27 protein-coding genes, 1 tRNA gene and 1 riboswitch are annotated in these 24502 nt (G+C 64.9%); of the genes, 15 read left to right on the plus strand and 13 right to left on the minus strand.

All coding sequences use genetic code 11. The features are described 5' to 3' along the window. Positions 1 to 7: 7 nt before the first annotated feature. The 3 genes from pstB to phoB are packed head-to-tail and all read left to right on the plus strand — an operon-like array spanning position 8 to position 2298. The gene (gene pstB / locus DYZ14_RS20215) at positions 8 to 823 is read left to right on the plus strand and encodes a phosphate ABC transporter ATP-binding protein PstB (protein WP_115668565.1); all 816 of its coding nucleotides are present in this window, start codon (positions 8 to 10) and stop codon (positions 821 to 823) included. 46 nt (positions 824 to 869) lie between these two features. After that, positions 870 to 1583, plus strand: a complete 714-nt coding sequence (gene phoU / locus DYZ14_RS20220; RefSeq protein ID WP_154722368.1) for a phosphate signaling complex protein PhoU — start codon at positions 870 to 872, stop codon at positions 1581 to 1583. Between the two features lie 31 nt (positions 1584 to 1614). Further along, positions 1615 to 2298, plus strand: coding sequence for a phosphate regulon transcriptional regulator PhoB (gene phoB, locus DYZ14_RS20225; protein ID WP_115668563.1), 684 nt, complete (start codon positions 1615 to 1617; stop codon positions 2296 to 2298). A 158-nt stretch (positions 2299 to 2456) separates the two neighbouring features. Here the strand turns inward: phoB and DYZ14_RS20230 are convergent, their stop codons facing one another. Next, positions 2457 to 2993: a GcrA family cell cycle regulator gene (locus tag DYZ14_RS20230; RefSeq protein WP_154722369.1), complete on the minus strand. Its 537-nt coding sequence runs from the start codon at positions 2991 to 2993 to the stop codon at positions 2457 to 2459. A gap of 438 nt (positions 2994 to 3431) precedes the next feature. Between DYZ14_RS20230 and DYZ14_RS20235 the strand changes: the two genes are divergently transcribed. From DYZ14_RS20235 to DYZ14_RS20245, 3 genes are all read left to right on the plus strand, one after another. Further along, positions 3432 to 4643, plus strand: coding sequence for an aspartate aminotransferase family protein (locus DYZ14_RS20235; RefSeq protein ID WP_154722370.1), 1212 nt, complete (start codon positions 3432 to 3434; stop codon positions 4641 to 4643). Positions 4644 to 4651: 8 nt separating this feature from the next. Next, a complete protein-coding gene (gene argF, locus DYZ14_RS20240) occupies positions 4652 to 5569 on the plus strand; it encodes an ornithine carbamoyltransferase (RefSeq protein WP_154722371.1) in 918 nt (305 codons plus the stop codon). Between the two features lie 147 nt (positions 5570 to 5716). Next, a complete protein-coding gene (locus DYZ14_RS20245; protein ID WP_154722372.1) occupies positions 5717 to 6706 on the plus strand; it encodes an Hsp33 family molecular chaperone in 990 nt (329 codons plus the stop codon). Between the two features lie 51 nt (positions 6707 to 6757). On the opposite strand, the gene apaG is transcribed toward DYZ14_RS20245, so the two are convergent. Continuing rightward, a complete protein-coding gene (apaG, locus tag DYZ14_RS20250) occupies positions 6758 to 7150 on the minus strand; it encodes a Co2+/Mg2+ efflux protein ApaG (protein WP_115668559.1) in 393 nt (130 codons plus the stop codon). Between the two features lie 201 nt (positions 7151 to 7351). Then, complete coding sequence (locus DYZ14_RS20255; protein WP_154722373.1) at positions 7352 to 8536, minus strand: O-succinylhomoserine sulfhydrylase; 1185 nt, start codon at positions 8534 to 8536, stop codon at positions 7352 to 7354. 46 nt (positions 8537 to 8582) lie between these two features. Further along, positions 8583 to 8661, minus strand: a riboswitch (SAM riboswitch). A gap of 75 nt (positions 8662 to 8736) precedes the next feature. Here DYZ14_RS20255 and DYZ14_RS20260 point away from each other — a divergent pair. Both DYZ14_RS20260 and DYZ14_RS20265 read left to right on the plus strand, forming a co-directional pair. Next, entirely contained in the window at positions 8737 to 9834 is a 1098-nt protein-coding gene (locus DYZ14_RS20260) for a 2'-deoxycytidine 5'-triphosphate deaminase (protein ID WP_154722399.1), read from the plus strand. 66 nt (positions 9835 to 9900) lie between these two features. Beyond that, positions 9901 to 9974 (plus strand) — tRNA-Gly (locus tag DYZ14_RS20265). 53 nt (positions 9975 to 10027) lie between these two features. Here the strand turns inward: DYZ14_RS20265 and DYZ14_RS20270 are convergent. Beyond that, complete coding sequence (locus DYZ14_RS20270; protein ID WP_154722400.1) at positions 10028 to 11266, minus strand: MFS transporter; 1239 nt, start codon at positions 11264 to 11266, stop codon at positions 10028 to 10030. 88 nt (positions 11267 to 11354) lie between these two features. Then, positions 11355 to 13364 (minus strand): glycosyltransferase, encoded by a 2010-nt coding sequence (locus tag DYZ14_RS20275; protein ID WP_154722374.1) that lies wholly within the window; start codon positions 13362 to 13364, stop codon positions 11355 to 11357. A gap of 58 nt (positions 13365 to 13422) precedes the next feature. Between DYZ14_RS20275 and DYZ14_RS20280 the strand changes: the two genes are divergently transcribed. Further along, positions 13423 to 14298 (plus strand): transporter substrate-binding domain-containing protein, encoded by an 876-nt coding sequence (locus tag DYZ14_RS20280; RefSeq protein WP_154722375.1) that lies wholly within the window; start codon positions 13423 to 13425, stop codon positions 14296 to 14298. Positions 14299 to 14436: 138 nt separating this feature from the next. Here DYZ14_RS20280 and DYZ14_RS20285 read toward each other — a convergent pair whose 3' ends face one another. The 5 genes from DYZ14_RS20285 to DYZ14_RS20305 all read right to left on the minus strand — a co-directional run bounded on the left by DYZ14_RS20285 (position 14437) and on the right by DYZ14_RS20305 (position 17717). After that, positions 14437 to 14850 (minus strand): tellurite resistance TerB family protein, encoded by a 414-nt coding sequence (locus DYZ14_RS20285; protein WP_115668534.1) that lies wholly within the window; start codon positions 14848 to 14850, stop codon positions 14437 to 14439. A gap of 69 nt (positions 14851 to 14919) precedes the next feature. Continuing rightward, the gene (locus DYZ14_RS20290) at positions 14920 to 15723 is read right to left on the minus strand and encodes a thermonuclease family protein (protein ID WP_154722376.1); all 804 of its coding nucleotides are present in this window, start codon (positions 15721 to 15723) and stop codon (positions 14920 to 14922) included. Positions 15724 to 15735: 12 nt separating this feature from the next. Further along, the gene (locus DYZ14_RS20295) at positions 15736 to 16398 is read right to left on the minus strand and encodes a S24 family peptidase (protein WP_115668532.1); all 663 of its coding nucleotides are present in this window, start codon (positions 16396 to 16398) and stop codon (positions 15736 to 15738) included. Positions 16399 to 16548: 150 nt separating this feature from the next. Further along, positions 16549 to 17196 carry a response regulator gene (locus DYZ14_RS20300; protein ID WP_154722377.1) on the minus strand — a complete coding sequence of 216 codons (648 nt, stop codon included), beginning with the start codon at positions 17194 to 17196 and terminating at the stop codon, positions 16549 to 16551. A gap of 89 nt (positions 17197 to 17285) precedes the next feature. Next, a complete protein-coding gene (locus DYZ14_RS20305; RefSeq protein ID WP_445292579.1) occupies positions 17286 to 17717 on the minus strand; it encodes a hypothetical protein in 432 nt (143 codons plus the stop codon). A 120-nt stretch (positions 17718 to 17837) separates the two neighbouring features. On the opposite strand from DYZ14_RS20305, the gene DYZ14_RS20310 reads away from it, so the two are divergent. Further along, positions 17838 to 18185, plus strand: a complete 348-nt coding sequence (locus DYZ14_RS20310; protein WP_154722378.1) for a DUF952 domain-containing protein — start codon at positions 17838 to 17840, stop codon at positions 18183 to 18185. Then, positions 18182 to 19270 carry a quinone-dependent dihydroorotate dehydrogenase gene (locus DYZ14_RS20315; protein WP_154722379.1) on the plus strand — a complete coding sequence of 363 codons (1089 nt, stop codon included), beginning with the start codon at positions 18182 to 18184 and terminating at the stop codon, positions 19268 to 19270. Before DYZ14_RS20310 ends, DYZ14_RS20315 begins: the two co-directional genes overlap by 4 nt. On the opposite strand, the gene DYZ14_RS20320 is transcribed toward DYZ14_RS20315, so the two are convergent. From DYZ14_RS20320 to DYZ14_RS20330, 3 genes are read right to left on the minus strand one after another with little or no spacing between them, the layout of a single operon-like run. Further along, positions 19246 to 20586, minus strand: a complete 1341-nt coding sequence (locus DYZ14_RS20320; protein ID WP_154722380.1) for an MATE family efflux transporter — start codon at positions 20584 to 20586, stop codon at positions 19246 to 19248. The genes DYZ14_RS20315 and DYZ14_RS20320 overlap by 25 nt on opposite strands. Before the next feature lie 38 nt (positions 20587 to 20624). Beyond that, positions 20625 to 21131, minus strand: coding sequence for a CAP domain-containing protein (locus DYZ14_RS20325; RefSeq protein ID WP_154722381.1), 507 nt, complete (start codon positions 21129 to 21131; stop codon positions 20625 to 20627). 1 nt (position 21132) lies between these two features. Further along, positions 21133 to 21399, minus strand: coding sequence for a DUF6460 domain-containing protein (locus tag DYZ14_RS20330; protein ID WP_028738887.1), 267 nt, complete (start codon positions 21397 to 21399; stop codon positions 21133 to 21135). Positions 21400 to 21546: 147 nt separating this feature from the next. On the opposite strand from DYZ14_RS20330, the gene DYZ14_RS20335 reads away from it, so the two are divergent. The 4 genes from DYZ14_RS20335 (at position 21547) to DYZ14_RS20350 (ending at position 24356) form a co-directional block, all read left to right on the plus strand. Then, positions 21547 to 22491, plus strand: coding sequence for a class I SAM-dependent DNA methyltransferase (locus DYZ14_RS20335; protein ID WP_154722382.1), 945 nt, complete (start codon positions 21547 to 21549; stop codon positions 22489 to 22491). 116 nt (positions 22492 to 22607) lie between these two features. Then, positions 22608 to 23246 carry a YitT family protein gene (locus DYZ14_RS20340; RefSeq protein WP_115668526.1) on the plus strand — a complete coding sequence of 213 codons (639 nt, stop codon included), beginning with the start codon at positions 22608 to 22610 and terminating at the stop codon, positions 23244 to 23246. A 62-nt stretch (positions 23247 to 23308) separates the two neighbouring features. Then, the gene (locus tag DYZ14_RS20345; RefSeq protein ID WP_154722383.1) at positions 23309 to 23611 is read left to right on the plus strand and encodes a hypothetical protein; all 303 of its coding nucleotides are present in this window, start codon (positions 23309 to 23311) and stop codon (positions 23609 to 23611) included. Positions 23612 to 23717: 106 nt separating this feature from the next. Next, a complete protein-coding gene (locus DYZ14_RS20350) occupies positions 23718 to 24356 on the plus strand; it encodes a YitT family protein (protein ID WP_154722384.1) in 639 nt (212 codons plus the stop codon). Positions 24357 to 24502 lie beyond the last annotated feature (146 nt).

Here is a 24502-nt window from a genome sequence, read left to right on the forward strand (position 1 = left end):
AAGAGAGATGAATGTATTGACCGACGCAGCTGTTGAGAAGGCACTGGAACAGAAAATGACCGAAGTTGACCACAAGATGATCGGCCAGGACGTGTCGGTGTATTACGGCGAGAAGCGCGCCCTGTTCGACGTCAATCTGAATGTTCGCAAGAACACCGTGACGGCCCTGATCGGTCCTTCCGGTTGCGGCAAGTCGACGTTCCTGCGCTGCCTCAATCGGATGAACGACACGATCGACGGCTGCCGGGTTACCGGCAAGATCACGCTCGATGGCCTGGATATCTACGATCCGTCCATCGATGTGGTCGAACTGCGTGCCCGCGTCGGCATGGTTTTCCAGAAGCCCAATCCGTTCCCCAAGTCGATCTACGAGAACATCGCCTACGGACCGCGCATCCACGGTCTGGCCCGCAGCAAGGCCGACCTCGATCAGATCGTGGAGAGCAGCCTCCAGAAGGCCGGCCTGTGGAACGAGGCGAAGGACCGCCTGCAGGAATCGGGCACCGGTCTGTCCGGCGGCCAGCAGCAGCGCCTGTGCATCGCCCGCGCCATTGCCGTCAGCCCGGAAGTCATCCTGATGGACGAGCCCTGTTCGGCGCTCGACCCGATCGCCACCGCCAAGGTCGAGGAACTGATCCACGAATTGCGGACCAACTTCACCATCGTCATCGTCACCCACTCGATGCAGCAGGCCGCCCGCGTGTCGCAGCGCACCGCGATGTTCCATCTCGGTCTGCTGGTCGAGGAGAACGACACGGACAAGATGTTCACCAATCCGGACGATCAGCGCACCCAGGACTACATCATGGGCCGTTTCGGCTGATCCGGCGCCTGCCTGAGAGCGGATTTCAATTTCGAGGACAACGAACATGTCGCCATCGCATATCTACACCGCCTATGACGAAGAACTGAAATACCTGATGCGCCGCATCACCGAGATGGGCGGCCTGGCGGAGCAGATGGTCGGCGACAGCGTTCGCGCTCTGGTCAACTCCGATGCCGCCCTGGCGCAGAAGGTCATCTCCGACGACGTCATCATGGATGCCGCCGAGAGCGAGATCGGCGAAAAGGCGATCGTCACGATCGCCCGCCGCCAGCCGGTCGCCTCCGACCTTCGCGAGATCATCGGCGCCCTGCGCATCGCCAACGACCTGGAGCGCGTCGGCGACCTCGGCAAGAGCAATGCCAAGCGCGTCATGGCCGTGCAGGCAACCGGCGTGCCGCGCAAGCTGGCCCGTGGCCTCGAGCACCTCAGCGAACTGGCGCTGATCCAGCTCAAGGAAGTGCTCGACGTCTACAACACCCGGTCTGCCGAAAAGGCGAAGTCGATCCGCGATCGCGACGAGGAAATCGACGCCATGTACACCTCGCTGTTCCGCGAGCTGTTGACCTACATGATGGAAGATCCGCGCAACATCACCAGCTGCACGCATCTGCTGTTCTGCGCCAAGAACATCGAGCGCATCGGCGATCACGCGACCAACATCGCCGAGACCATCTACTACATGACCACGGGCGCCCAGCCCGAGGGCGAGCGGCCGAAGGATGACATGACCTCCTCCTTCGGCGCCGTTTCCGAATAATCCCGCCGCATTCGAGAGGTTGTCGCCCCACATGCTGCCTAAAATCGCTGTCGTCGAGGACGAGGAAGCCCTCAGCGTGCTGCTCCGCTACAATCTCGAAGCGGAGGGCTACGAGGTCGAAACGATCCTGCGGGGTGACGAGGCAGAGCTTCGCCTGCAGGAACGCGTGCCCGACCTGTTGATCCTCGACTGGATGCTGCCGGGCGTCTCCGGCATCGAGCTTTGCCGCCGGCTGCGCATGCGGCCCGAAACCGAGCGCCTGCCGATCATCATGCTCACCGCGCGCGGCGAGGAGAGCGAGCGGGTCCGCGGGCTTGCGACCGGCGCCGACGACTATGTCGTCAAACCGTTTTCGACGCCCGAGCTGATGGCCCGCGTCAAGGCCATGCTGCGCCGTGCCCGGCCAGAAGTCCTGTCGAGCGTGCTGCGGTGCGGCGATATAGAGCTCGACCGCGAAACCCATCGCGTTCATCGCAAGAGCCGCGAAGTGCGCCTTGGCCCGACGGAATTCCGGTTGCTGGAATTCCTGATGGCCTCGCCTGGTCGTGTTTTTTCCCGCTCGCAATTGCTGGACGGCGTCTGGGGCCATGACATCTATGTCGACGAACGCACCGTCGACGTGCATGTCGGTCGCCTGCGCAAGGCGTTGAACTTTTCCAATCTGCAGGACGTCATCCGTACCGTGCGCGGCGCCGGCTATTCGATGGAAGCCTGACGGGAGCAATCGACTCCGACGGACAAACAGAAAACGGGCCCGCGTGGCCCGTTTTTTCGTTCACCGGCCCGGTGACCGGCCGAAGGGTCTTGTTCTGTCTGCAGGCAAGGCTGGGTCCGGGCGGCGAGCCGCCCGGTGCGTTTGTGGCCAGATCCGCCTTAGCGGGCTGCCGCGTTTGCGGCCTTGCGGCGTTCGCCGACGGGCTGGTAGGCCAGCTTGGCGTGGTAGCTGCAATAGGGCGACGTATCGGCGGATTCGCAGCCGCAGAAGTGGAAATCGTCCTTCATCGGGTCGCCGATCGGCCATTTGCAGGTACGCTCGGTCAGTTCGGTCAGCACCAGTTTGCGCGAAATCGGCAGGACCACATTGCCGACCGGACGGATCTCGATCGTCTCGTCGCCGTCGATCTCGATCTCTTCCTTGAGCATGTTCGATCCGGCCGCCCGCGCAACCGTGCGGGTCGTGACGCGAGACGGATAGTTTGCCGGGCGCGGCGCCGGCGCCGGACGCTTGGCCGCCCGCGAAGCAGCAGTGCTGCCGCCGGCCTTGGCGCGGCCCGGCAGGTTCAGCCGGTGCACCTTGCCGATCACGGCATTGCGGCTGACGCCGCCCAATTGTGCCGCGATCTGGCTCGCGCTCAAGCCTTCCGACCAAAGCCGCTTCAGTCTCTCGACGCGCTCATCCGTCCAATTCATGCCGTTATCTCTCCGCCGCTCGCGATATGTGATGGCAGAATCGCTCACCGTTGCTTCGGAGCTATCCGAAACAAACTCGCCTCGATACTGTCGGTGACTGGTTCCGCCGCATGCAGTTTCTTTATTGAGTATTAACCTAGTGCCGGGCTGACTCCGTGACAAGAGTCGGGCGAATCATCGCGAATCGATTTTGAGGTTTTCCCCAACTTGCTACCCTGGCGCGTCGCCGCCGCGGGTTGCGCACGAAACGCTCGACAGGGTTCCCAGCGGGCCGAAAATTCAGGCGCTGCGCGCTGTTTCGTTGACAGGCAAGGCCGAAATGTCGATAGTGCCCCCGCCGCCGCAAGGCGGCATTTTTGATTTCTGAAAGGCGCTGTTCGCCGGAAGTCAAGAAGCGTCCCTAGTCCCGTCAAGCCCTCCCGAAGGAGTGTTTTCACCATGGCCGAAGCCTCGCCTCTCTATCAGACCTATATGCGCGCGCCCTTGCGGTTCGAGCGAGGCGAGGGGGTGTGGCTTTATAGCGAGGATGGCGATCGCTATCTCGATTTCGCCGCCGGGGTCGCGGTCAATTCGCTCGGCCATGCCCATCCGCATCTGATCGAGGCATTGACCACCCAGGCCGGCAAGGTCTGGCACCTGTCCAATCTCTATGATGTCCCGGGCCAGGAGACGCTCGGTCGCCGGTTGACCGAGGCGACGTTTGCCGATCGCGTCTTCTTCACCAATTCGGGCGCCGAGGCGCTGGAATGCGCCATCAAGACGGCGCGCCGCTACCAGTTCGTCAAGGGCCATCCCGAACGCTTTCATATCATCACCTTCGAAGGCGCCTTCCACGGACGCACCATCGCGACGATCGCCGCCGGCGGCCAGGAGAAATACCTGGAAGGCTTCGGCCCCAAGGCGCCCGGCTTCGACCAGGTCCCGTTCGGCGATCTCGACGCGGTGAAGGCCGCGATCACCGACGAGACGGCCGCGATCCTGATCGAGCCGGTGCAGGGTGAGGGCGGCCTGCGCACCGCGTCGAACGAATTCCTCCGGGCGCTCCGCCAGATCTGCGACGATAACGGCCTCTTGCTCGTGCTGGATGAGGTCCAGTGCGGCGTCGGCCGGACCGGCAAGCTGTTCGCCCACGAGTGGGCCGGCATCACGCCCGACATCATGGCGGTTGCCAAGGGTATCGGCGGCGGTTTCCCGCTCGGCGCCTGCCTCGCCACCGAAGAGGCCGCCTCCGGCATGAAGGCCGGCACCCACGGCTCGACCTATGGCGGCAATCCGCTCGCCATGGCCGTCGGCAATGGCGTGCTCGACGTCGTTTTGGCGGATGGCTTCCTCGAACACGTCCGCGACGTGGCATTGGTCTTCCGCCAGGGGCTGGCCTCGCTCAAGGACCGCTATCCCGACATCATCGAGGAGATCCGCGGCGAGGGCCTGATGCTCGGCATCAAGGCCAAGGTGCCGAACACCGACCTGCTGATGGCGATGCGCGAGGAGCATGTGTTGGGCGTTCCCGCCGGCGACAACGTCATCCGCCTTCTGCCGCCGCTCATCGTCACCGTCGAAGAGGCGCGGGAAGGATTGAAGCGCATCGAACAGGCGGCCGAGCATCTGCAGGGCAAGCTCAAAGCGGCGTCATCGAACCAGGGCAGGTAAGCAAAGACATGGCATCTCCGAAGCATTTTCTCGACCTCTCCGCCATGACGGCACCCGACCTCCGGCTGATCCTGGAGGACGCCAAGACGCGCAAGCAGTCGACCAAGGCCGGCACCGCCGAAAAGCCGCTTTCCGGCAAGATGCTGGCGATGATCTTCGAAAAGCCGTCGACCCGCACCCGCGTCTCCTTCGACGTCGGTATGCGCCAGCTCGGCGGCGAGACGCTGTTCCTGTCCGGCACCGAAATGCAGCTCGGCCGCGCCGAGACCATCGGCGACACTGCCAAGGTTCTGTCGCGCTATGTCGACGCGATCATGATCCGCACCACCGACCATTCGCGGCTGCTGGAAATGGCCGAGCACGCCACCGTGCCGGTGATCAATGCGCTCACCGACAGCACCCATCCCTGCCAGATCATGGCCGACGTGATGACCTTCGAGGAGCATCGCGGCCCGATCAAGGGCAAGACCATCGCCTGGACCGGCGACGGCAACAATGTCCTGCATTCGCTGGTCGAGGGTGCGGCCCGTTTCGGCTACCGGATGAACATGGCCGTGCCGCTCGGTTCCGAGCCGGACGACAAGATCCTGAACTGGGCGCGCAACAATGGCGGCGAGATCATGCTGTGCCATGAGGCGGAGCGCGCGGTTGCCGGCGCCGACGCGGTGGTCACCGATACCTGGATCTCGATGAACCAGGAGCACAAGGCGCGCGGCCACAATGTCTTCCAGCCGTTCCAGGTCAATGCCGCGCTGATGAAGCAGGCGGGTCCGGACGCGCTGTTCATGCATTGCCTACCGGCCCACCGCGGCGAGGAGGTGACCGACGAGGTGATCGACGGCCCGCAGTCGGTGGTGTTCGACGAGGCGGAGAACCGCCTGCATGCGCAGAAGTCGATCCTGGCCTGGTGCCTCGGCGCCATCTGATCGCGGCTGCGGAAGGTTGCAGATCACGCGGCGGAACAAGTGGTTTCGCCGCGCTTGATCTTTTTCCGCCCGGTTCCCATTTGAGCCGTTGAGAAAGAGGCTGAGCGCCTCTTAATGTTCGAGCGCCAAGGCGCCAGGAGTACAATGATGATGAACAGGCCTGCCGAGCTTGGCGAATTCGGTTTCGCCGGTGATGACCGGGTCGTGCCCTTCCAGGTGGAAGGCCTCGACGTGCGCGGTCGCGCCGTGCAGATCGGTCCCTTGCTGAATGCCATTCTTGCCCGCCACGACTATCCCGAGCCGGTCGCGCGGCTTTTGGCCGAGGCGATCGTGCTCACCGTGCTGATCGGCACCTCGCTCAAGTTCGAGGGCAAGTTCACCGTCCAGACCAAGAGCGACGGTCCGGTCGATCTGCTGGTCGCCGACTTCGCCTCGCCGGAAAATGTCCGCGCCTATGCCCGCTTCGACGAGGAGCGTCTGGCCGAGGCGGTCGCCGCCGGTCGAACCTCGCCCGAGCAGTTGCTGGGCGCGGGCGTACTGGCGCTGACCATCGACCAGGGCAATTTCATGCAGCCCTATCAGGGCATCGTACCGCTCGACGGCGCCTCGCTCGAGGACATTGCCGGCGTCTATTTCCGCCAGTCGGAGCAGATCCCGACGCGGGTTCGCCTTGGTGCCGCCGAGTTCTTCGATCGCGACGAGGAGGGCCGTCCGCGCCGCACCTGGCGAGCCGGTGGCCTGATCGCCCAGTTCCTGCCGGAGGCGCCCGATCGCATGCGTCACGCCGACCTGCATGGCGGCGACGGCGACAATGGCGACCGGCCGCATTCGGAGGACGATGCCTGGGCGGAAGCGCGCGCGCTCGTCGACACGATCGATGCCGACGAACTGACCGATCCGCAGATCGGCGCGGAACGCCTGCTCTACCGGCTGTTCCACGAGCGCGGTGTTCGGGTCTATGACCCGCATGCCGTCTATGATCGCTGCAGCTGTTCGCGCGACAAGATCAAGGGCGTGCTGTCGAGCTTCTCGCAGGAGGAGATCGATGCCAGCCAGACGGACGGCGCGATCACGGTCACCTGCGAGTTCTGCTCGACCACCTATCGCTATGAAGCGGCGGAAGTCTTGAACGCCTGAGCAGCGCCGAACTGGATGATGTGAGCGGCAGGGTCTTTGACCCTGCCGTTTTCAGTTCAGCACCCGGACCATGCCCGGCGCATCCAGCGAAAAGGCCGGAATGGCGACCTCGAACACTTCGCCGTCGTCGGCTTCCATCTGGTAGTGACCGAACATCATGCCCGACGGCGTATCGAGCGGGCAGCCCGAGGAATATTCATAGGTGTCACCCGGTCTCAGCCGCGGCTGCTCCCCGATGACGCCGGGGCCATGCACTTCGTCCACCTGGCCGTTCTGGTCGGTGATGTGCCAATAGCGCTGCATCAGCCGCACCGGCCTTGTCGAGTGGTTGGCGATCACGATGCGGTAGCCCCAGACATAGCGGCTGTCCTCCGGATCGGATTGCTCCTCCAGATAATAGGGTTCGACACTGACCTCGATGTCGCGTGTCACGGCGCGGTACATGCACGGGACCTTTTTAAAGCTTCGCTAAGCATAGCCTACAGCATGGCGCGATGAAGGAAAAATACAAGCGCACCAGCCGGCCAATGCGGTCGGCGCGGCCCAGATTTCACTGTTAATGCTAATGGTTGGGGTTAAGGACCTCGGTCCGGGCACGCAAGCGGCGTACCCGGACTTTTCTTGGGACGGCCGGCCTCCCGCGGCTCAGGCGCCGACGCTCGCCATGGCGCGGGCAAAATCCTCGAGCAGGTCCTGCGTATCCTCGATGCCGCAGGATAGACGCACCGTGCCGCCGGACATGCCGAGTTCGGCGCGCGCCTCGTCGGTCAGGTTCTTGTGCGTCGTGGTGGCCGGATGGGTGATCAGGCTCTTGGCATCGCCGAGATTATTGGAAATCTTGACGATCTCCAGCGCGTTCTGCAGCTTGAACGCCGCATCCTTGCCGCCCTTCAGCTCGAAGGCGACCAGCGTCGAGCCGCCGGTCATCTGCTTGGCGACGATGTCGGCCTGCGGATGGTCGGCGCGTCCGGGATAGATCACCTTGGCGACCTGCGGCTGTTCGGCCAGGAAGTCGGCGATCGCCGCGGCATTGGCCGTCTGCTGCTTGACGCGCAGCGGCAGCGTCTCGACACCCTTCAGCAGCGTCCAGGCGTTGAACGGCGACATGGCGGGGCCGGTATGGCGGAAATAGTCCTGCAGGTTCTCGGTGATCCAGTCCTTCGACGAGAGCACGACGCCGCCGAGGCAGCGACCCTGTCCGTCGATATGCTTGGTCGCCGAATAGACGACGACATGGGCGCCGAGTTCGAGCGGCTTCTGGAAGAGGGGAGTGGCGAAGACATTGTCGACGATCAGCGTGGCGCCGACCTGGTCGGCCAGTTTGGCGACGCCGGCGATATCGACCACTTCGAGCGTCGGATTGGTCGGGCTTTCGAGGAACATCACCCTGGTGTTCGGCCGGATCGCCGCTTCCCAGTTCGCGAGGTCCCGGCCGTCGACCAGCGTGCATTCCACGCCGTAGCGCGGCGCCAGCGTTTCCACGACATAGCGGCAGGAGCCGAACAGGGCGCGGGCGGCGACGATGTGGTCGCCGGCCCTCACCTGGCAGAGAACGGCGGCGGCGACGGCGGCCATGCCCGAGGCCATGGCGCGGGCGTCTTCGGCGCCTTCGAGCAGGCACATGCGCTTTTCGAACATGTCATTGGTCGGGCTGCCGTAGCGAGCGTAGATATAGCCGTCCGTCTCGCCCTTGAAGCGCGCTTCCGCCGCTTCCGAGCTTTCATAGACGAAGCCCTGGGTCAGGAAGATCGCCTCGGAGGTCTCGCCATAGGGCGAGCGAAGAGTTCCGCCATGGACCAGTTGGGTTGCCGGACGCCAGTTCTTGCTCATGCCTTTCAGCCTTTCGAATACAAAAAACCGGTCGCGAAATCGGACCGGTTTCTAGCACCCGGTCACTTTAGCCATTTGTTTAACGTGGCTGCAAGCCGACCGGCCAAATCACCACGGGATAAGCCTGCCATACGCCCATCGCGGGCTTGCGTCAATTCCTCGACTTTGGTTTTGTCTGGCCCAAACAGGAAGACGAAATGATGACCAGGACCACGGGCATTCTCTCGGACAGCGCCATCGGCACGCTCTTCGGCGAAGGCCGGCTGATGAGCGAGATGATGCTCGATCATGACCAGATCCAGCCCGCCAGCCTCGACCTTCGCTTGGGCGCAAAGGCCCTGCGCGTGCGTGCGAGCTTCATGCCGGGGCGCGCCCACACGGTCGCCGACAAGCTCGAACGGCTGACCCTGCACGAGATCGATCTGGAAAACGGCGCCGTTCTGGAGACCGGCTGCGTCTATATCGTGCCCCTGATGGAGAGCCTCGACCTGCCGGCCGCGATGTCGGCATCGGCCAATCCGAAGAGCTCGACCGGCCGCCTCGACATCTTCACCCGCGTCATGGTCGACTACGCCCAGGAATTCGACAAGATCCCGGCCGGCTACAAGGGGCCGCTCTATCTGGAGATTTCCCCGCGCACCTTCCCGGTCATCGTTCGGCGCGGCTCGCGCCTGTCGCAGATCCGCTTCCGCGTCGGCCAGGCGCTGCTCGGCGAGCGCGAACTGCTCGACCTGCATGCGGCGGAAACGCTGGTCGCCAGCGAAGCGCCCAACGTCTCGGGCGGCGGCATCGCTCTGTCGATCGACCTGAAGGGCACCGGCGATGACGGCCTGATCGGCTATCGCGGCAAGCACCATACCGGCGTGATCGACGTCGACAAGAAGGCGGCCCACGACGTACTCGACTTCTGGGAACCGCTCTACAGCCGCGGCGCCGACGAACTCATCCTTGATCCGGACGAGTTCTACATTCTCGTCTCCAACGAGGCGGTGCATGTGCCGCCGCTCTATGCGGCAGAAATGACGCCCTACGATCCATTGGTCGGCGAGTTCCGCGTGCATTATGCCGGCTTCTTCGATCCCGGTTTCGGCCATGCCGCCGCCGGCGGTTCGGGAAGCCGCGCCGTGCTCGAAGTGCGCAGTCACGAAGTTCCCTTCATCCTCGAGCATGGCCAGGTGATCGGCCGCCTCGTCTACGAGCACATGCAGGAACGCCCGGAAGGCCTCTACGGCTCCGGCCTCGGCTCCAACTACCAGGCGCAAGGGTTGAAGCTGTCCAAGCATTTCCGTCTCGGCTGAACCGCGGTTGATCGACGGCTTTCGCTCTTGACAGGCCGCCGCATCTGTTGGAACTGTGCGGGCCGCGCGGGTGTAGCTCAATGGTAGAGCAGCAGCTTCCCAAGCTGAATACGAGGGTTCGATTCCCTTCACCCGCTCCAGCTACCCTTCCAGTGACCTGGGTCCGTTGTGCCGCCGCGAGCAAACCACGGTTTTACCGTGCGTTTTCTGGCGTCTGTTTGTCGTTTGCGCTTTTAGCCGCCCCGTTTGCGTTGCGCCGACGCCTGGCTTCCAAAAACGCAAGTCCCGCAAGCGTCATGAGGGTGAAGCCGGCGCCTGCGAGGAATGTGCCTCTCGGGCCGGTCGCATCCCACAGCAGGCCGGCGATGACGCTTGCGGCCAGAAGCACCACGCCGGTGATGAGGTTGAACACGCCAAACGCCGTGCCGCGGAGTTCGGCCGGTGCAGTATCGGCAACGAGCGTCGAAAGCAGCCCCTGCGTGAAGCCCATATGCAGGCCCCAGAGCGTGGCGCCGAGCACGAGACCGGTCAGGCTTGAGGAAAAGGCGAGCACGAGATCGGCGGCGAGCAGCAGGGCAAGGCCGAAGACGAGCAGTTTCGTCCGGCTCATCCGGTCCGAAAGCGCGCCGACCGGATAGGCGGAGAGGAAATAGGCGACATTCATCACCACCATCACCACCGGAACGAGCGCGAGCGACAGGCCGATATCCTGCCCCTTGAGCACGAGGAAGGCCTCGCTGAACCGGGCGAGCGTGAAGGCGGACGCGACCGCGACCACCCACCAGTAATCGGCGCTGAGCCGCCCAAGTTCGTGGCGGCTGAGGGGCATGCGCACCTTGCGCAGGGGCGCCTCCCGCTTGGGCTCCTTCACTGCGACGATGATCAGCCCGGCCGAGATGAAGGCCGGAATGACGGCGATCCAGAAGACGAGGCTGAAATCATTGCTGAAGGCCCACATGAAGGCGATGGCAAGCAGGGGACCGAGCAGCGCGCCCAGCGTGTCGAGCGACTGCCGGAGCCCGAAGCTCGCGCCGCGCAGGTCCGGCGGGGATATGTCGGCAACCAGCGCGTCGCGCGGTGCGCCGCGGATGCCCTTGCCGATGCGGTCGATGAAGCGGGCGGCGATCAGCCAGGTGATGCTCGTTGCGAGCGGGAAGATCGGCTTGGTGAGGGCGGCAAGCCCGTAGCCGAGGGCCGCCAGCAACTTGCGCTTTCCCAGCCAGTCGCTGAGCGCGCCGGAAAACACCTTGGTAATCGCCGCGGTCGCCTCGGCGATGCCCTCGATGATGCCCACCGTCAGCGTCGAGGTGCCGAGCACCGTCACCAGGTAGAGCGGCAGCACGGCGTGGATCATCTCCGAGGAAATGTCCATGAACAGCGAGACGAAGCCGATCGCCCAGATCGCCCCCGGCAGCCTTCGCCATTGGGCCATTTCGCCCTTTGCGTCCGTCCCCGCCACTTAGCCCTCTCCTGGATGGCCGGTTGCACTGCAAAAGCAGTGCCCTCTCGTCGGATCGGGGTCAAGTCGCGACAGTGCCGGAGAGTTGGGGTTCGCCTGCCTGTTGCCTTCCCTCCCGGCTCTCTGCTGAGTCCGTGGCTCGGCGCGGCTGATGCGGTGTCTTGTTCCAGAAGAACGGCTTGCAGCGCAATTCGATGACCGCCTTCCACGCGGCGAACGAGGTCATCATCCAGTAGAGCGGGACGCCCATCCAGCGACAGCCGATCAGCCTTTGCTCGTGAGCGGTCATTGTCGTCAGGCCCAGGGCCACGAAGGCGGCATAGCTGCCGAAGATGTTGGTGAGGTCGATGACGAAGAGCGCAGCCTCGAAGGCGCCGATCGCCTCGGCCGGCTTCTGCAGCATCGCCATGCAGGAGGAGACAAGGAAGACGATGATGAGCGGATGGCTGAGCGCCGAGATCAGCATGCCGCCGATCAGCAGCTGGAACGTCGCAAAGGCGGCCAGTCCCATTTCGTCGATCGTCCGGCGCGGATCGCGCATCATCACCAGCCAGGTCTGCAACCATCCCTTGAACCAGCGGGTCCGCTGGCCGAGCCAGACCCCGGTCGTCGTCGGCGCATCCTCCAGCGTCTGCCGGCGGATCGTTGCCGAACGGTAGCCGAAGCGGTAGAGCCGCATGCCGAGATCGGCGTCTTCGGTAACATTGAACGGATCCCAGCCGCCGACTGCCCTTAAGGGGCCGGTGCGAAAATGGTTGGAGGTGCCGCCGAGCGGCAGCGGCATGCGATAGCGCGCCAGAACCGGCAGCATGCGGCGAAACAGGGCGGCATATTCGAGGGCAAACAGCGCGCTGGTAAAGGATTCGTGCATGTTGGCGATGACGAGCGGCGCCTGAAGGCAGACGATGTCCTCCGGCGCCGCGCGGAAGGTGTGGTAGGCTTCCTTCAACTGGTCGGGATGCGGCCGGTCCTCGGCATCGAAGATCGCCACATAATCGCCGCGCACGCCGGGAAGCGCATAGCCGAGCGCCTTCGGCTTGGTCCGCGGCGTCATCGGCGGCACTTCGACGATCTCGATGTGACGGGGCGGTTTCAGCGCCCGGATGGCCGAGAGTGTCTCGGTATCGTCCGCCTCGCAGACCAGCTTGATGTCGAGCCGGGAACGCGGCCAGTCGAGACGGTCCAGCGCCGCGAGCAGTTGTGGAGCGATCTCGGCCTCGCGGTAGAGCGCCACCATCACCGAATAGACGGGCAGGGCGCCCTCGATCGCGAGCGCCGGAGGCTGGGCCGGGCGCTTTCGCGCGGTTCGATGCCCATGGACCAAAGCGGCGAGACGCAGGCATAGCGCTGCCAGATAGAGCAGCGAGAGCGCCAGGTGGAGCAGAACCGCCGCAAGGGCCGGCACGATAAGGAGGAAGGCGAAGGTGCCGCTGAGGGCGACGCCGGCCCAGAAGCCCTGGTGCCCGGTCAGCACCGTGCGGGCCGAAAAAGCCGGGCTCTCCTCGAACAGCCGGCTGACGGTCGCGCGTGCGCGTCGTTCTGCGCCCGTCTTCCAGACCGCCTGCCGGATCGTCGATGGCGTGGCGATCGCCAGCGACTGGCGAAGGGCGGGGTGGCGGGAAAGGCTGGATAGAAGATGGTCTATGCGTCGTGCCTGAGGCGCGATCAGGGTGAGCGGGGGGCGGGCCTTGTCGTGAAGCCGCACGCAGCAGGGGCGGGTGAGCTGGCTGTCCAGCCCCGGGCTGTCGACCACCGCGCCGTCCGGGATCGTGTCGACAAAGGCGAGACCGGCCAGCCGCGCCAGGGCGCCGTAATAGGCCGCCTCCTCGACGTGGCCGCTCGCCAGCAGTTCCTCCTCGATCGTCGTGCCATGGCTCGTCGCTCGCCTTGCCATGCGCGCGATCAGGGGTTTGGCAAGCCCGAGCGATTTCAGCACCAGCGCTTCGCCGCGCAGCGCGGCAAGGCCCGCGCCGTCCCCGGCCGGTTCTCCGGGGACAGGCACTCCATGCAATGCAGCATTGAATCCCCCGGCGGCCGCTTCCGAACGGCCGCCATATTCCCCGAGCAGCATGATTCTGTTACACCGTCATCAGTCGATGACGTCCCAGCTATCCCCGAAGCGGATCATAATGATACACGCATTAGTTTCATCCCTGCATTTTCAGGGGGCCCGCATTTTAGTTGCAATCGCGTGTGCGCTTCTTGTGGCCTTGGGCACGCCGCAATCGTCGCGGGCCGACGATCTGCCGGTGCTCTTCGATGCGCGCGAGCGTCTGCCACGCCCCGACCTGTCCGGCCTTTTGCGCCTGCGTTTCCTGACGACGACGGATTTTCCGCCCTTCAATTTTGCCGACCAGACGGGCCGGCTCTCGGGCTTTCATGTCGAACTGGCCCGCGCCCTCTGCGCCGAACTCGGTATCGAGGCGAAATGCCAGATCCAGGCGCTGCCCTTTGCCGAACTGGAGGGCGCGCTCGACGGCGGCCAGGGCGACGCTGTGATGGCTGGGATTGCGGTGAACGACGATCTGCGCGGCCGTTTCGCCTTCAGCCGGCCTTATATGCAACTGCCGGCGCGCTTTGCCCGTCACAAGCAGGCGGCTTTCGCCGGAGAAGACGCCAACGCCCTGTTCGGCCGTCGGGTCGGCGTGGTCAGCGGCACGGCGCACGAGGCGATGTTGAGGGCCTTTTTCCCGAATATCGAGCCTGTCGGGTTTGCCGATCGCGACCGGATGCTGGAGGATCTGAAGGGCAAGAAGATCGAGGCGGTCTTCGCCGATTCGCTGCAGCTGTCCTTCTGGACGGCCGGCGAGGCCTCGGGTGGCTGCTGCGCCCTTCTCGGCGGCGCCTATCTGTCCGAGCGCTTCCTGGGGGAGGGGCTGACGATCATGGTCCGGCGTGACGACCCGGCGCTGGCCTCGGCCTTCGACAGTGCGCTCGCGGCACTGTCGCGCAATGGCCGGCTCCAGGAGATCTATCTGCGCTATTTTCCCTATGGGCTTTTCTAGAGCATGTCTCGCGAAGCTGAGCAGCGGTCTTGCCAAGACGACATGCAAAAACAGAAGCCTGTCGCAGGTCGCGTCAATATCAATCCACGCGACCTGCCGTAGCCGACCCTGCCCCGGAGTACACCGGGGCGTTGAGTATCAGAGCGGGCGGTAGCGGGCGATCGCGCTGTGCTCGATCGCCGCACAGGTCAGCTTGTCGAGCTTCAGCCGGTCGCGAAGCAATTGCAGCAACCGGATCTCCTCGGGCTTTACGGCCATGTCGACGGCCATGACCTCGACGGCTAGCGCATAGGCCGTATCATGGGAGTGGGCCGGCAAGGCGTCGCGGATGACCTCGAGCGCGATGTCCAGACCTTCCGGGCCGGCCAGGATGTCGGCGCAGCGCTGGGAAACCTCGATCAGCCCGTCCTTGTCGAACCCGTCGAAGATCGGCAAGAGGTCGATCAGCTGGCCGATGCGGCGCAACTCCTTGTCGTTCATCGAATTGTCGACGGCGGAGGCCATCACCATGACGAAGATCAGAGCGTCATGCGGCGTTACGGGTGTTGTCATCTCTTGGGTATTCCTCGTTGTTTTCTCGCAGATTAGGGATTGCCGCCAGCGCTTTCAAGCCGGCCCGTCTCAACGCTGGTCGTCGCCGAAGATGCCGCGGCGTTCGCTGCGCGCCTTTTCCACCAGACCGCCAAGCGGCGAGCCTTCCGGCGCCTCCACCCAGCCGTTCTCCGCGAGCCATCTGGCAATGTCGAGTTCGCCCACCTGGCAGTGGGCCTCGATCGTGCCTTCCCACTCGGCGCTGTCGGCGTCGCAGGCGATGGTGCGATTGCGCAGGAAGAGCCGTTGCTGGGTGCGGGCCACCATGCCGCACGGCCAGTCGCCGCCCTTCGACGTCGGGCAGACGCGCATGCGGTCGGTGGTGGTGATGTCGGAGAGCTTCAGGTTGCGCGAGCCGAAGGCGATCAGCCCGGCCTCGACCGATTCCGGCCGCGGCAGAAGCACCAGCCTGACGCGTTCCGGCGTCTTCTCGGCGGGCGGCTGGAGGGGGTCGATCCGCTCGAGCGGGCCGGCCGCCTGGTTGAGCGGCGAAGCGAAGAATTCGGGGCTGACCGGACGCACCTCGAGGCTGTCAGTGGCGCTCGGCGAAGGACTTGCCTGATCCGCCGCGCCGGCCGGCGGCATCCCTGTTGGCTGGTTGCCCGGCAGGTCGGCGTCCGGAACAATCTCTGCCTCGGGCGGCGCCTGCATCCCGCTCTCCGCCGGCGCGAGGGGGTCGTCTGAAGGGGCTGCCTCGGCCCATTCCGGCGGCATGTCCTCGATTTCGAAGGTCTCACCCGGCTGCTCGCCGATAGTGCGGCCGGCCAGGCTCAGCAGTGTCGCCCACAGGGCAAGTCCGGCGAGGCCGATGACGAAGGTGGTCAGGGGACGCATAGGCCGATTTTCCTACTGGCTGGCCCAGATGATCCGGGCGATCCATTCGACTTCCGTCATCTCGAGCGTGCGGTTCGGATGCTCCGGATTGAGCGACATGAGCTCGATGGATTTCGCCGACTGGCGGGCCAGCACCTTGGCCATCACTTCGCCATCGCGGGTCTTGACCACCACGCGGTCGCCGCGCCTGACCTGGGCGCCCGGCTCGACGATCAGCACGTCGCCGTCGCGGTAGAGCGGCTTCATGCTGTCGCCCTGCACCTCCAGAGCATAAACCCCGGACTTGCGCGCCGGCGAGGCGGGAAACTCGACCACGTCCCAGCCCTGGCCGGCGGGAAAGCCGCCATCGTCGAAGAAACCGCCGGCGCCGGCCTGGGCAAAGCCGAGCAGCGGGATCGAACCGGCCTGCGGCGGAAAGGCGCCGTTCGGCACCGTTCCGCCCGACTCCGGCTGGATGAAGCCCATGAACTGGTCGATACCGGTCCCGGTCGCTTCCAGCACCTTGGAAATGGACTCGGTCGACGGCCAGCGCATGCGCCCGTCCGGTCCCGTCCGTTTCGACTTGTTGAAGGATGTCGGGTCGAGGCCCGCCCGACGCGCCAGGCCCGACGGGGTCAACTGGTTGCGCTCGGCGAGCCTGTCGATCGCGGCCCAGATGGTATCATGCGAAAGCATTGTCGCTCATGCTCCAGGGCCGGCGACGACGGCACTCCTATGGCCCGTCCCGGCAAGATGCCGGAACTCTAGCCAATCTGGTCATGTCCGTAAAGTCGAAAAGGAATAAAATCCTCGATCGAGCGCCGGTTTCGAGGAGGTGACCCCGGGTCAGGCCACCATGGCCATGTTGATCTTGCCGAGCTGGATGACGGCCTGGGTGCGGCTGTCCACCTTGAGCTTCAGCAGGATCGCGGAGACATGCGCCTTGATGGTGGCTTCCGATACACCGAGTTCATAGGCGATCTGCTTGTTCAGCAGCCCTTCGCCCAGCATGCCGAGCACGCGGCTCTGCTGCGGCGTCAGCGTTCGCAGCCGGTTGATCAGGTCGGCGACGTCGGGGTCCTGTTCCTGGCCGCCCTGATAGTTCTTCGGCGTCCAGATGTCGCCTTCCAGAACCGACTGGATGGCGGCGCGGATGTCGTCGATGCCGGACGACTTGGAAATGAAGCCCGAGGCGCCGAGTTCCAGCGCGCGGCGAATGGTGGTCGGGTCGTCGCTGGCCGACACGATGACGATCGGCAGGCTGGCGAATTCGGCGCGAAGCGCCATCAGGCCGGAAAAGCCGGATACGCCGGGCATGGAAAGATCGAGCAGCATCAGTTCGGCGTCGGGGTGGTTGGCTGCGGCCTTGCGCGCGGCCTCGAAGTCACCGGCCTCGACGATTGTCTGCTCCCCTTCGATGCGGCTGACGGCCTGACGCAACGCGCCGCGAAAGAGCGGATGGTCGTCTGCAATGATGAAGGTCGATGCCGTCATGTCGAAGCCCCCTCCCAAGAGCGAAGTCTTGAATGCCGCGCAAGCGGCTCTTTCTCTATTTAGCCGCTGCTGTGAACATAAACAATAGTCTATGTTTTGTCGGGCGTTGCGCCGTCTTCCTTGGCCTTGAACTCTTCCACCAGACCGAAGAAGCTGCGCATGAAGCGTTCCATGATGCCGATCGACCGCTCGACCTCCTCGTCGCTTGGCAGCGGTTCGCCGTTCGCCAGAGGTCGGCCCGAAGCCAGGCTCTTCTCCAGCGCCTCGACGCGTTTTTCCAGCCGCGTAAGGTCTTCCTCGTAGGCGGCGCGCTCGTCGGCGGCCATGCGGCAGGTGAGCGCGCCGTCCTTTTCCTGGCAAAGCGTCAGCGCCCCGGTCTTGCGGTCGAGGCGGACGAAGCCCCCCTCGGTCTTTTCCAGCGCGAAGCGCGCAAGATCTGTTTCCTGTGCGAAGGCCGGGGCTGCGGTGGCCGTCGCGGCAATGAGGAAAAGGGTCTTCGGCAGGTTCGGCATCGGTCGCATCGGCGATCTCCTCGAATTCGTCAGGGGCCGCTCGTCCCTTGCCGCATCAGGCGTGTGGACAAGCCGTTCGGTTTGCGGCAAACCGCCAACGGAAGTTTCCGCTGATGGAAGGACGGGCCCTTGGATCGGATCATATACAAGATCGTGCCGCGCGAAATATGGCATGAGGCGCGCCGCGACGGAGTATTTCGCGGGGCGGCGATCGATCTCACCGACGGCTACATCCATTTTTCCACCGCCGCCCAGGCGGTCGAAACGGCGGCGCGCCACTTTGCCGGGGCCGAGGGCCTGCTGCTGGTTGCCATCGATCCGGGCGCCCTCGGCGCGGCGCTACGCTTCGAGCCGTCGCGCGGCGGCGATCTCTTTCCCCACCTCTACGCCAGCCTGCCGCTCGATGCCGTCCTGTGGGAAAAGCCCCTGCCGCTCGGCGAGGACGGCCAGCATGTCTTTCCGGAGATGGACCGATGATCGATGCCTTCAAGACGATCGCCCGCCGGGGCCTCTTCCTGTTCGACGCCGAGACCGCCCACGGCCTGTCGATCGCGGCGCTGAAATCCGGCCTCGTGCCGGGCTGCGCGCTGAAGGCCGACCCGCGGCTTGCCGTCACCGTCGCGGGCCTCCAATTCCCCAATCCGCTCGGCATGGCCGCCGGCTATGACAAGAATGCGGAAGTGCCCGACGCGCTTCTGCGTCTCGGCTTCGGTTTCGCCGAGGTCGGCACGCTGACGCCGAAGCCGCAGGCCGGCAATCCCAAGCCGCGCATCTTCCGGCTGGAAAAGGACCTGGCCGTGATCAACCGGCTCGGCTTCAACAATGAGGGCCATGCCGCCGCCCTTGCCCGACTGCTGGCCCGCAGGCCGGCCGGCATCGTCGGCGTCAATATCGGCGCCAACAAGGACAGCGCCGACCGCATCGCCGACTATGTCGAGGGCATCCGCCGTTTCGCCGGCGTCGCCTCCTATTTCACCGCCAACATCTCCTCGCCCAACACGCCCGGTCTGCGCGACCTGCAGGCGCGCGAGAGCCTGTCGGCGCTTTTGTCGGCCGTGCTCGCCGCCCGGGACGAAATGGCCGCGGCGACCGGCCTGCGCCGCCCGGTCTTCCTCAAGGTCGCACCGGATCTGACGGAGGAGGGCATGGACGACATCGCCGCTGAAGCGTTGGCGCATGATCTCGACGGGCTGATCGTCTCCAACACCACGCTTTCCCGCGACGGCCTCACCGATCCGCGTTTCGCCGGCGAAGCCGGCGGGCTGTCGGGCAAGCCGCTGTTCGACAAGTCGACGGCGGTGCTGGCCCGCATGCGCCACCGCGTCGGCCCGGCCATGCCGATCATCGGCGTCGGCGGCGTGTCCTCGGCCGAGACGGCGCTGGAAAAGGTCCGCGCCGGCGCCGATCTGGTCCAGCTCTATTCCTGCATGGTCTATGAAGGCCCCGGTCTTCCGGCCCGCATCGTGCGCGGGCTGTCGGCGCTGCTCGACCGGGAAAAGGTCGCCTCGATCCGCGACCTGCGCGACACCCGCCTCGGCTACTGGCTCGCCGCGAAGGTCTGATCGAGCTTGGGCTTGAGCCGCGACAGCAGCAGGCCGCGCAGCGCCAGAAACACGTTGAGCGCGATCCACAGGCCGTGATTGCCGAAGCTCGGAACCAGCGCTGCGAGCGTCGCCAGATAGCCGGCCAGCGCCACGATCATCATGTTGCGCATTTCGCGCGACCAGGTGGCGCCGATGAAGATGCCGTCCATCTGGAAGGCGAGCGCGCCGGTCAGCGCCGTAAATGCCGCATAGGGCAGGTAGAGTTCGGCGGCGGCGCGCACGTCCTGTGCCGTGGTGATGAAGCCGATGATCGACGGTCCGAGACCAAGGAAGAAGGCAAGGCTTGCCAGCGCCAGCCCGAGCGACCAGATGCCGGTGAGCTTCACCGCGCGCTCGAAGCCTGGCCGATAGCGTGCGCCCACCGTCTCTCCGGCGATCTGCTCTGCGGCGGTGGCAATGCCGTCGAGATAGAAGCTCGAGATCATGAAGAAGTTCATCAGCACCGCATTGGCGGCAAGCGCCACAGGACCGAAGCTCGCCCCCACCCGGGTCATCACGGTGAAGGCGGTGATCAGCGAGAAGGTGCGGATCAGGATGTCGCGGTTGAGGTGGAAGAGCTGCCTGAGCTTGGTTGCGTCGGTCAGCATAAGAAGCCGTGGCACGGCTGCCTGCCCGTAGCGCCAGAAGACGAAGGCGAGACCCGCAAGGGCCGCCACCGTCTCGCCGATCACGGTGCCCCAGGCGACGCCGGCAATCCCGAGGCCGAAGGTAAGGCCGAGCAGGATCGACATGACGATGTTGATGCCGTTGAGCAGGATCTGCAGGGCGAGCCCGACCGAGCCGAGACCCCGCCCCAGCACGAAGCCGAGCAGGGTGAAATTGATGAGCGTCACCGGGCCGGCAAGGATGCGGATGGCGATGTAAGTTGCCGCCGCTTCGGCAACCCGGCCCTCGGCGCCCATCATCTTCAGGCCACCGGAAATGATCAGCGACGACAATCCCAGGATCAACAGGCCGAAGACGAGCGAAAGCGCCACCGAGCGCCAGAAGACGGCAAACAGTTCCTGCGCGTCGCCACGACCCGCAGCCTGTGCCACCAGCGCCGTGGTCGAGGCGCGCAGGAAATTCAGGCTGCCGAACAAAAGGTCGAAGAGGGCGGCGGCAATGGCGAGCCCGGCAAGTGCTGCCGCCTCGCCGGTGCGGCCGATCACCGCCGTGTCGGTGAGCCCGAGCAGCGGCGTGGTGACATAGCCGAGCGTCATCGGCACGGCGATCGAAAGCACCGATCGATGCGTCACTTCGATGATCCGAACCGGCTGGCTTCTCGTGTCCATGCTTGCGCCCACTGACTTTGCGCCGGGGCGGGAATCGCTCAGGCCGACAGCACCATGGCCCAATAGGGGCGGTTGGCGGAAGAGGGGTGACGCGCAACGGCAACCCCGAGGCCCTGATAGGTGCCGAGCATGTTGTCGAGATGCCTCTTTGAATCGATCCAGGCCTGCACGGCGCGCTCGACGCTGTCCTGGCCGGTGGCGATGTTCTCGGCCGCCGGCAGCGGCACCTCGGTCTCTTTCATGCGCTCCAGGAAACTGTCGTTGAAGCCGATCAGATGCGACATCTTCCCGGCCTTGGCCATGCGCTTCGCCTGGACGAGGGCCGCGACCTCGGCCTCGGGCTTGCGGGCGAGGCCCGCCAGTCCCTTCTTCTGCCGCAGGCTGTTGACGATCGGCAGCGCGCCCTCGGTCTGCACCTCGGCGAGGTCGTCATCGGTCGGCAGAAGGTCGGTGCTGCGGCAGCCGGCAAGCGCGGCGACAAGGCCGCCGGCCGAGAGGATCAACAGCGTGCGCCGCGGAAGAGGCTGGACAGTCGCAGGCCGCATCTCAGTTCCTTGCGCTGATCAGACGCAGCACGATGAAGACCGGGATGACGATGGTCGCGCCGAGCAGGAGATAGTCGCCGACCCGTCCGAGCGCGGCGAAACCGCGATACCAGAGCTCGATGAAGAAATGGCGGATGCCTTCGAGGATGTCGACCGGATAGATGCCGAATACATGCATGATGAAGCCGACGATCAGCGATACGACGACGAGCTTGATAATCGTGCGGCCCGGCGTGTCGCCGAGAAATCTGTTGACCTGATCGGCCATGGCAATCTCCTGTTTGTCCTCACATAGGAAGCGGCGCCGTTTCCCGCAAGCAAGGCGCGCGAACGCATGGGCTTTGCGCCGGGCAACTTAGCTCTTGTGTTTTTTCGGCTCTTCGGTCAAGTGCCGCCTGATCCACGGGATTTCACCATGCAGCCGACCCAGTTTTCCTCCGGCGACGTCATTGCCGACCGTCGCACCGACTATGCCCGGATGCTCGCCGAAAGTGGCGATCCTGCGGCGGCGGCCGAATTGATGGAGCAGGCGCTGGACCTGGCGCCCGCCTGGGCCGCCGGCTGGCTGCGCCTTGGCGAATATCGCGAGAAAGCGGGCCTTGGCGCAGAGGCGGCCGAGGCGCTGCGCCAAGTGCTGGCGCTCGATCCGGAAGACATCTTCGGCGCCGGATTGAAACTGGCGCTTCTGGGAGCGACCGAAACGCCCGACAAGCCGCCGAGCCGTTATGTCGAGGCCCTGTTCGACGACTATGCCGACCGTTTCGAGCAGGCCCTCGTCGAACGCCTCGACTATTCCGTCCCGGGCAAGCTCGCGGCGCTGGTGCGCAAGGTGCGCGGCGAGGGCGGCCCGTTTGACTGCGCCGTCGACCTCGGCTGCGGCACCGGCCTGTTCGGCGTGGAGATCCGCTCAACCGTCGAGCGGCTCGAAGGCTTCGATCTCTCGGCCAACATGCTCGCCAAGGCCGAGGAGAAGGGGATCTACGATCACCTCGCGCGCTCCGACCTGTCGCTCGATGCCGATGGCTCGGAGCTCTTCGCCGAGGGTCTGGCGCGCGGCCGCGCCGATCTCGTCGCCGCCGCCGATGTGCTGATGTATCTCGGCGACCTGACGAACGCCTTTTCGCTGGCCGCCGAACTCGCCTGCCCCGGCGCGCTCTTCGCCTTTTCGGTCGAGGATGCCGGCACCCCGGACGGCTTTCATCTCGCCCCCTCGCTGCGCTATGCGCATTCGGAAGCCTATGTCCGTGCCGCCCTTGCCGCGGCCGGCTTTGAGATCCGCGAAATCGAGCGGACGACCATTCGCATGGATGGCGGAAAACCGGTCTTCGGCATTCTGTTTGTTGCGATCCGGGCCCGTTGATCGAATCGAAAATTGCGAACTTATCGATAGGTCAGCATTCCTTACCTATCGCCCTTGCGTCTCAGCGCATCCGGAGTATTTGTTGCACTGCGGGAGGCCATTTTCGGAGACGTGTCATGGCGCATTTGACGAGCATGCTGGGTATCTGGAATTCCAATCCGACGCGCCACACAGCGGCCGAGGACCTGCAGGGCCTCATTGCCGGCAGCATGATCGCCGCGCTCGGCCTCTATCTGCTGGCCAAGGTCGGCCTTCTGACCGGCGGCATGGCGGGCCTCGCCTTCGTCCTGCACTATTGGAGCGGCCTGAGCTTCGGCCTGCTCTTCTTCGTTCTCAACCTGCCCTTCTACATCCTGTCGCTGCGCCGCGTCGGGCTTGATTTCACCCTGAAGACCTTCGCCGCCGTCGGCTTCACCTCGTTCCTCGTCGAGATCGAAAGCCGCTTCCTGGTGATCGAGAGCATCGCCCCGGTCTGGGCCGCGGTGCTTGGCGGCCTGCTGCTGGGCTTCGGCCTTCTGGCGCTCTACCGCCACCGCGCAAGCCTCGGTGGCTTGGGCATCCTCGCCGTCTATGTGCAGGATCGTTTCGGCATCCGCGCCGGCCTCGTCCAGCTCGCCTTCGACCTCGTCGTCATGGCCACCGCCTTTGCCGTCGTCAGCCCGCAGGTCGTCGCCTATTCGGTGCTCGGTGCCGTCGTGCTCAACCTCTTCCTCGCGATCAACCACCGTTCCGACCGCTACATCGCCCTGCGCTAGTCTGTATCGCGGATCTGCGATAAGCTCGGTGCGACGACCGGCGACAGAGGAGATAGACCGCCATGGACCTGACCCCGTCCCTTGTGAACGCCGCACGCGCGCTTGCGAAGATCGATCGCCAGCAACTGGCGACGAAGGCCGGCCTCGAGGTTGAAACACTGGCGAACTTCGAGGACGGCCTTTCGGACCTCGACGCCGCCGCGCGCGACAAGCTGCGCCAGGCGATCGAGCATTTCGGCGTGGAATTCCTGCCCCCGACCGATGCCGGCCCCGGTCTCAGATTGAAGTTCAACGAACAGGAGACAGGGCAGCTTCTGGGATGGGAAGGCGAGGGCGGCATGCCCGGCGAGGACGACGTTCCCTGACCGGCGTTTTTCTCTTCCTGTTCAGGGCACTGCCGTCTTGATGCAGTCGGCCCGGTAGGGCTATGGAATGCGGCAGAAACGATCGAGAGAACAGGTGGAATCCGGAATGGCCGAGGCGAGAACGAGCTTTGCGACACTGCTGACATCGACACCGGATCGCCATTCGCTGGTCGACGACGCCCAGGGCCTTGCGGCGGGCTCGATGATGGCCTCGCTCGGCGTCCTGCTCCTGTCGAGCGCCGGCCTGCTCACCGGCGGCACCACCGGTGTCGCCTTCCTCCTGCACTATGCCACCGGCTATGCCTTCGGGCTTTTGTTCTTCGTCATCAACCTGCCCTTCTACTGGCTGGCCTTCCGCCGCTTCGGGCTCGGCTTCACCCTGAAGACCTTCGCCGCCGTGGCGTTCACCTCCTTCCTCACGGAAGCCGTGCCGCGGGCCATCGGCATTTCCCACATCGACCCGCTGGTCGCGGCCATTTTTGGCGGTTTGGTCATCGGCGCCGGCCTCTTGGCGCTCTTTCGCCACCGCGCCAGCCTTGGCGGCTTCGGCATCCTGGCGCTCTACCTGCAGGACCGTTTCGGCTGGCGCGCCGGCCTGGTGCAACTGGTGTTCGACGGCACGGTGCTGATCTTCTCCTTCTTCGTCGCCACGCCCTACATCATCTTCTGCTCGGTCGTCGGCGCCGTCGTGCTCAATCTCACGCTCGCCATCAATCACCGAAAGGACCGCTACATCGCGATGTGAGTGCGCCTCCGGCCGATGACGGTGTGCGCACACGCCCGTCGGTCTCCGATGGGCAGCCATGCCACGCGACCATGGGCGGCAAGGCATGGCGGAGCTTTTCGCCGCCGCCCTTTTCTTCCCCGTCCGCTTCACTACCTTCAGCACGT

This window comes from Ciceribacter sp. T2.26MG-112.2 (genome assembly GCF_900492205.1).
GTDB classification, from domain to species: domain Bacteria; phylum Pseudomonadota; class Alphaproteobacteria; order Rhizobiales; family Rhizobiaceae; genus Allorhizobium; species Allorhizobium naphthalenivorans_A.

Coding starts and splice junctions, on each gene's coding strand:
- pstB (WP_115668565.1), top strand. CDS start 8: ATGAATGTATTGACCGACGCAGCTGTTGAGAAGGCACTGGAACAGAAA.
- phoU (WP_154722368.1), top strand. CDS start 870: ATGTCGCCATCGCATATCTACACCGCCTATGACGAAGAACTGAAATAC.
- phoB (WP_115668563.1), top strand. CDS start 1,615: ATGCTGCCTAAAATCGCTGTCGTCGAGGACGAGGAAGCCCTCAGCGTG.
- DYZ14_RS20230 (WP_154722369.1), bottom strand. CDS start 2,993: ATGAATTGGACGGATGAGCGCGTCGAGAGACTGAAGCGGCTTTGGTCG.
- DYZ14_RS20235 (WP_154722370.1), top strand. CDS start 3,432: ATGGCCGAAGCCTCGCCTCTCTATCAGACCTATATGCGCGCGCCCTTG.
- argF (WP_154722371.1), top strand. CDS start 4,652: ATGGCATCTCCGAAGCATTTTCTCGACCTCTCCGCCATGACGGCACCC.
- DYZ14_RS20245 (WP_154722372.1), top strand. CDS start 5,717: ATGATGAACAGGCCTGCCGAGCTTGGCGAATTCGGTTTCGCCGGTGAT.
- apaG (WP_115668559.1), bottom strand. CDS start 7,150: ATGTACCGCGCCGTGACACGCGACATCGAGGTCAGTGTCGAACCCTAT.
- DYZ14_RS20255 (WP_154722373.1), bottom strand. CDS start 8,536: ATGAGCAAGAACTGGCGTCCGGCAACCCAACTGGTCCATGGCGGAACT.
- DYZ14_RS20260 (WP_154722399.1), top strand. CDS start 8,737: ATGACCAGGACCACGGGCATTCTCTCGGACAGCGCCATCGGCACGCTC.
- DYZ14_RS20270 (WP_154722400.1), bottom strand. CDS start 11,266: ATGGCCCAATGGCGAAGGCTGCCGGGGGCGATCTGGGCGATCGGCTTC.
- DYZ14_RS20275 (WP_154722374.1), bottom strand. CDS start 13,364: ATGCTGCTCGGGGAATATGGCGGCCGTTCGGAAGCGGCCGCCGGGGGA.
- DYZ14_RS20280 (WP_154722375.1), top strand. CDS start 13,423: ATGATACACGCATTAGTTTCATCCCTGCATTTTCAGGGGGCCCGCATT.
- DYZ14_RS20285 (WP_115668534.1), bottom strand. CDS start 14,850: ATGACAACACCCGTAACGCCGCATGACGCTCTGATCTTCGTCATGGTG.
- DYZ14_RS20290 (WP_154722376.1), bottom strand. CDS start 15,723: ATGCGTCCCCTGACCACCTTCGTCATCGGCCTCGCCGGACTTGCCCTG.
- DYZ14_RS20295 (WP_115668532.1), bottom strand. CDS start 16,398: ATGCTTTCGCATGATACCATCTGGGCCGCGATCGACAGGCTCGCCGAG.
- DYZ14_RS20300 (WP_154722377.1), bottom strand. CDS start 17,196: ATGACGGCATCGACCTTCATCATTGCAGACGACCATCCGCTCTTTCGC.
- DYZ14_RS20305 (WP_445292579.1), bottom strand. CDS start 17,717: ATGCGACCGATGCCGAACCTGCCGAAGACCCTTTTCCTCATTGCCGCG.
- DYZ14_RS20315 (WP_154722379.1), top strand. CDS start 18,182: ATGATCGATGCCTTCAAGACGATCGCCCGCCGGGGCCTCTTCCTGTTC.
- DYZ14_RS20320 (WP_154722380.1), bottom strand. CDS start 20,586: ATGGACACGAGAAGCCAGCCGGTTCGGATCATCGAAGTGACGCATCGA.
- DYZ14_RS20325 (WP_154722381.1), bottom strand. CDS start 21,131: ATGCGGCCTGCGACTGTCCAGCCTCTTCCGCGGCGCACGCTGTTGATC.
- DYZ14_RS20330 (WP_028738887.1), bottom strand. CDS start 21,399: ATGGCCGATCAGGTCAACAGATTTCTCGGCGACACGCCGGGCCGCACG.
- DYZ14_RS20335 (WP_154722382.1), top strand. CDS start 21,547: ATGCAGCCGACCCAGTTTTCCTCCGGCGACGTCATTGCCGACCGTCGC.
- DYZ14_RS20340 (WP_115668526.1), top strand. CDS start 22,608: ATGGCGCATTTGACGAGCATGCTGGGTATCTGGAATTCCAATCCGACG.
- DYZ14_RS20345 (WP_154722383.1), top strand. CDS start 23,309: ATGGACCTGACCCCGTCCCTTGTGAACGCCGCACGCGCGCTTGCGAAG.
- DYZ14_RS20350 (WP_154722384.1), top strand. CDS start 23,718: ATGGCCGAGGCGAGAACGAGCTTTGCGACACTGCTGACATCGACACCG.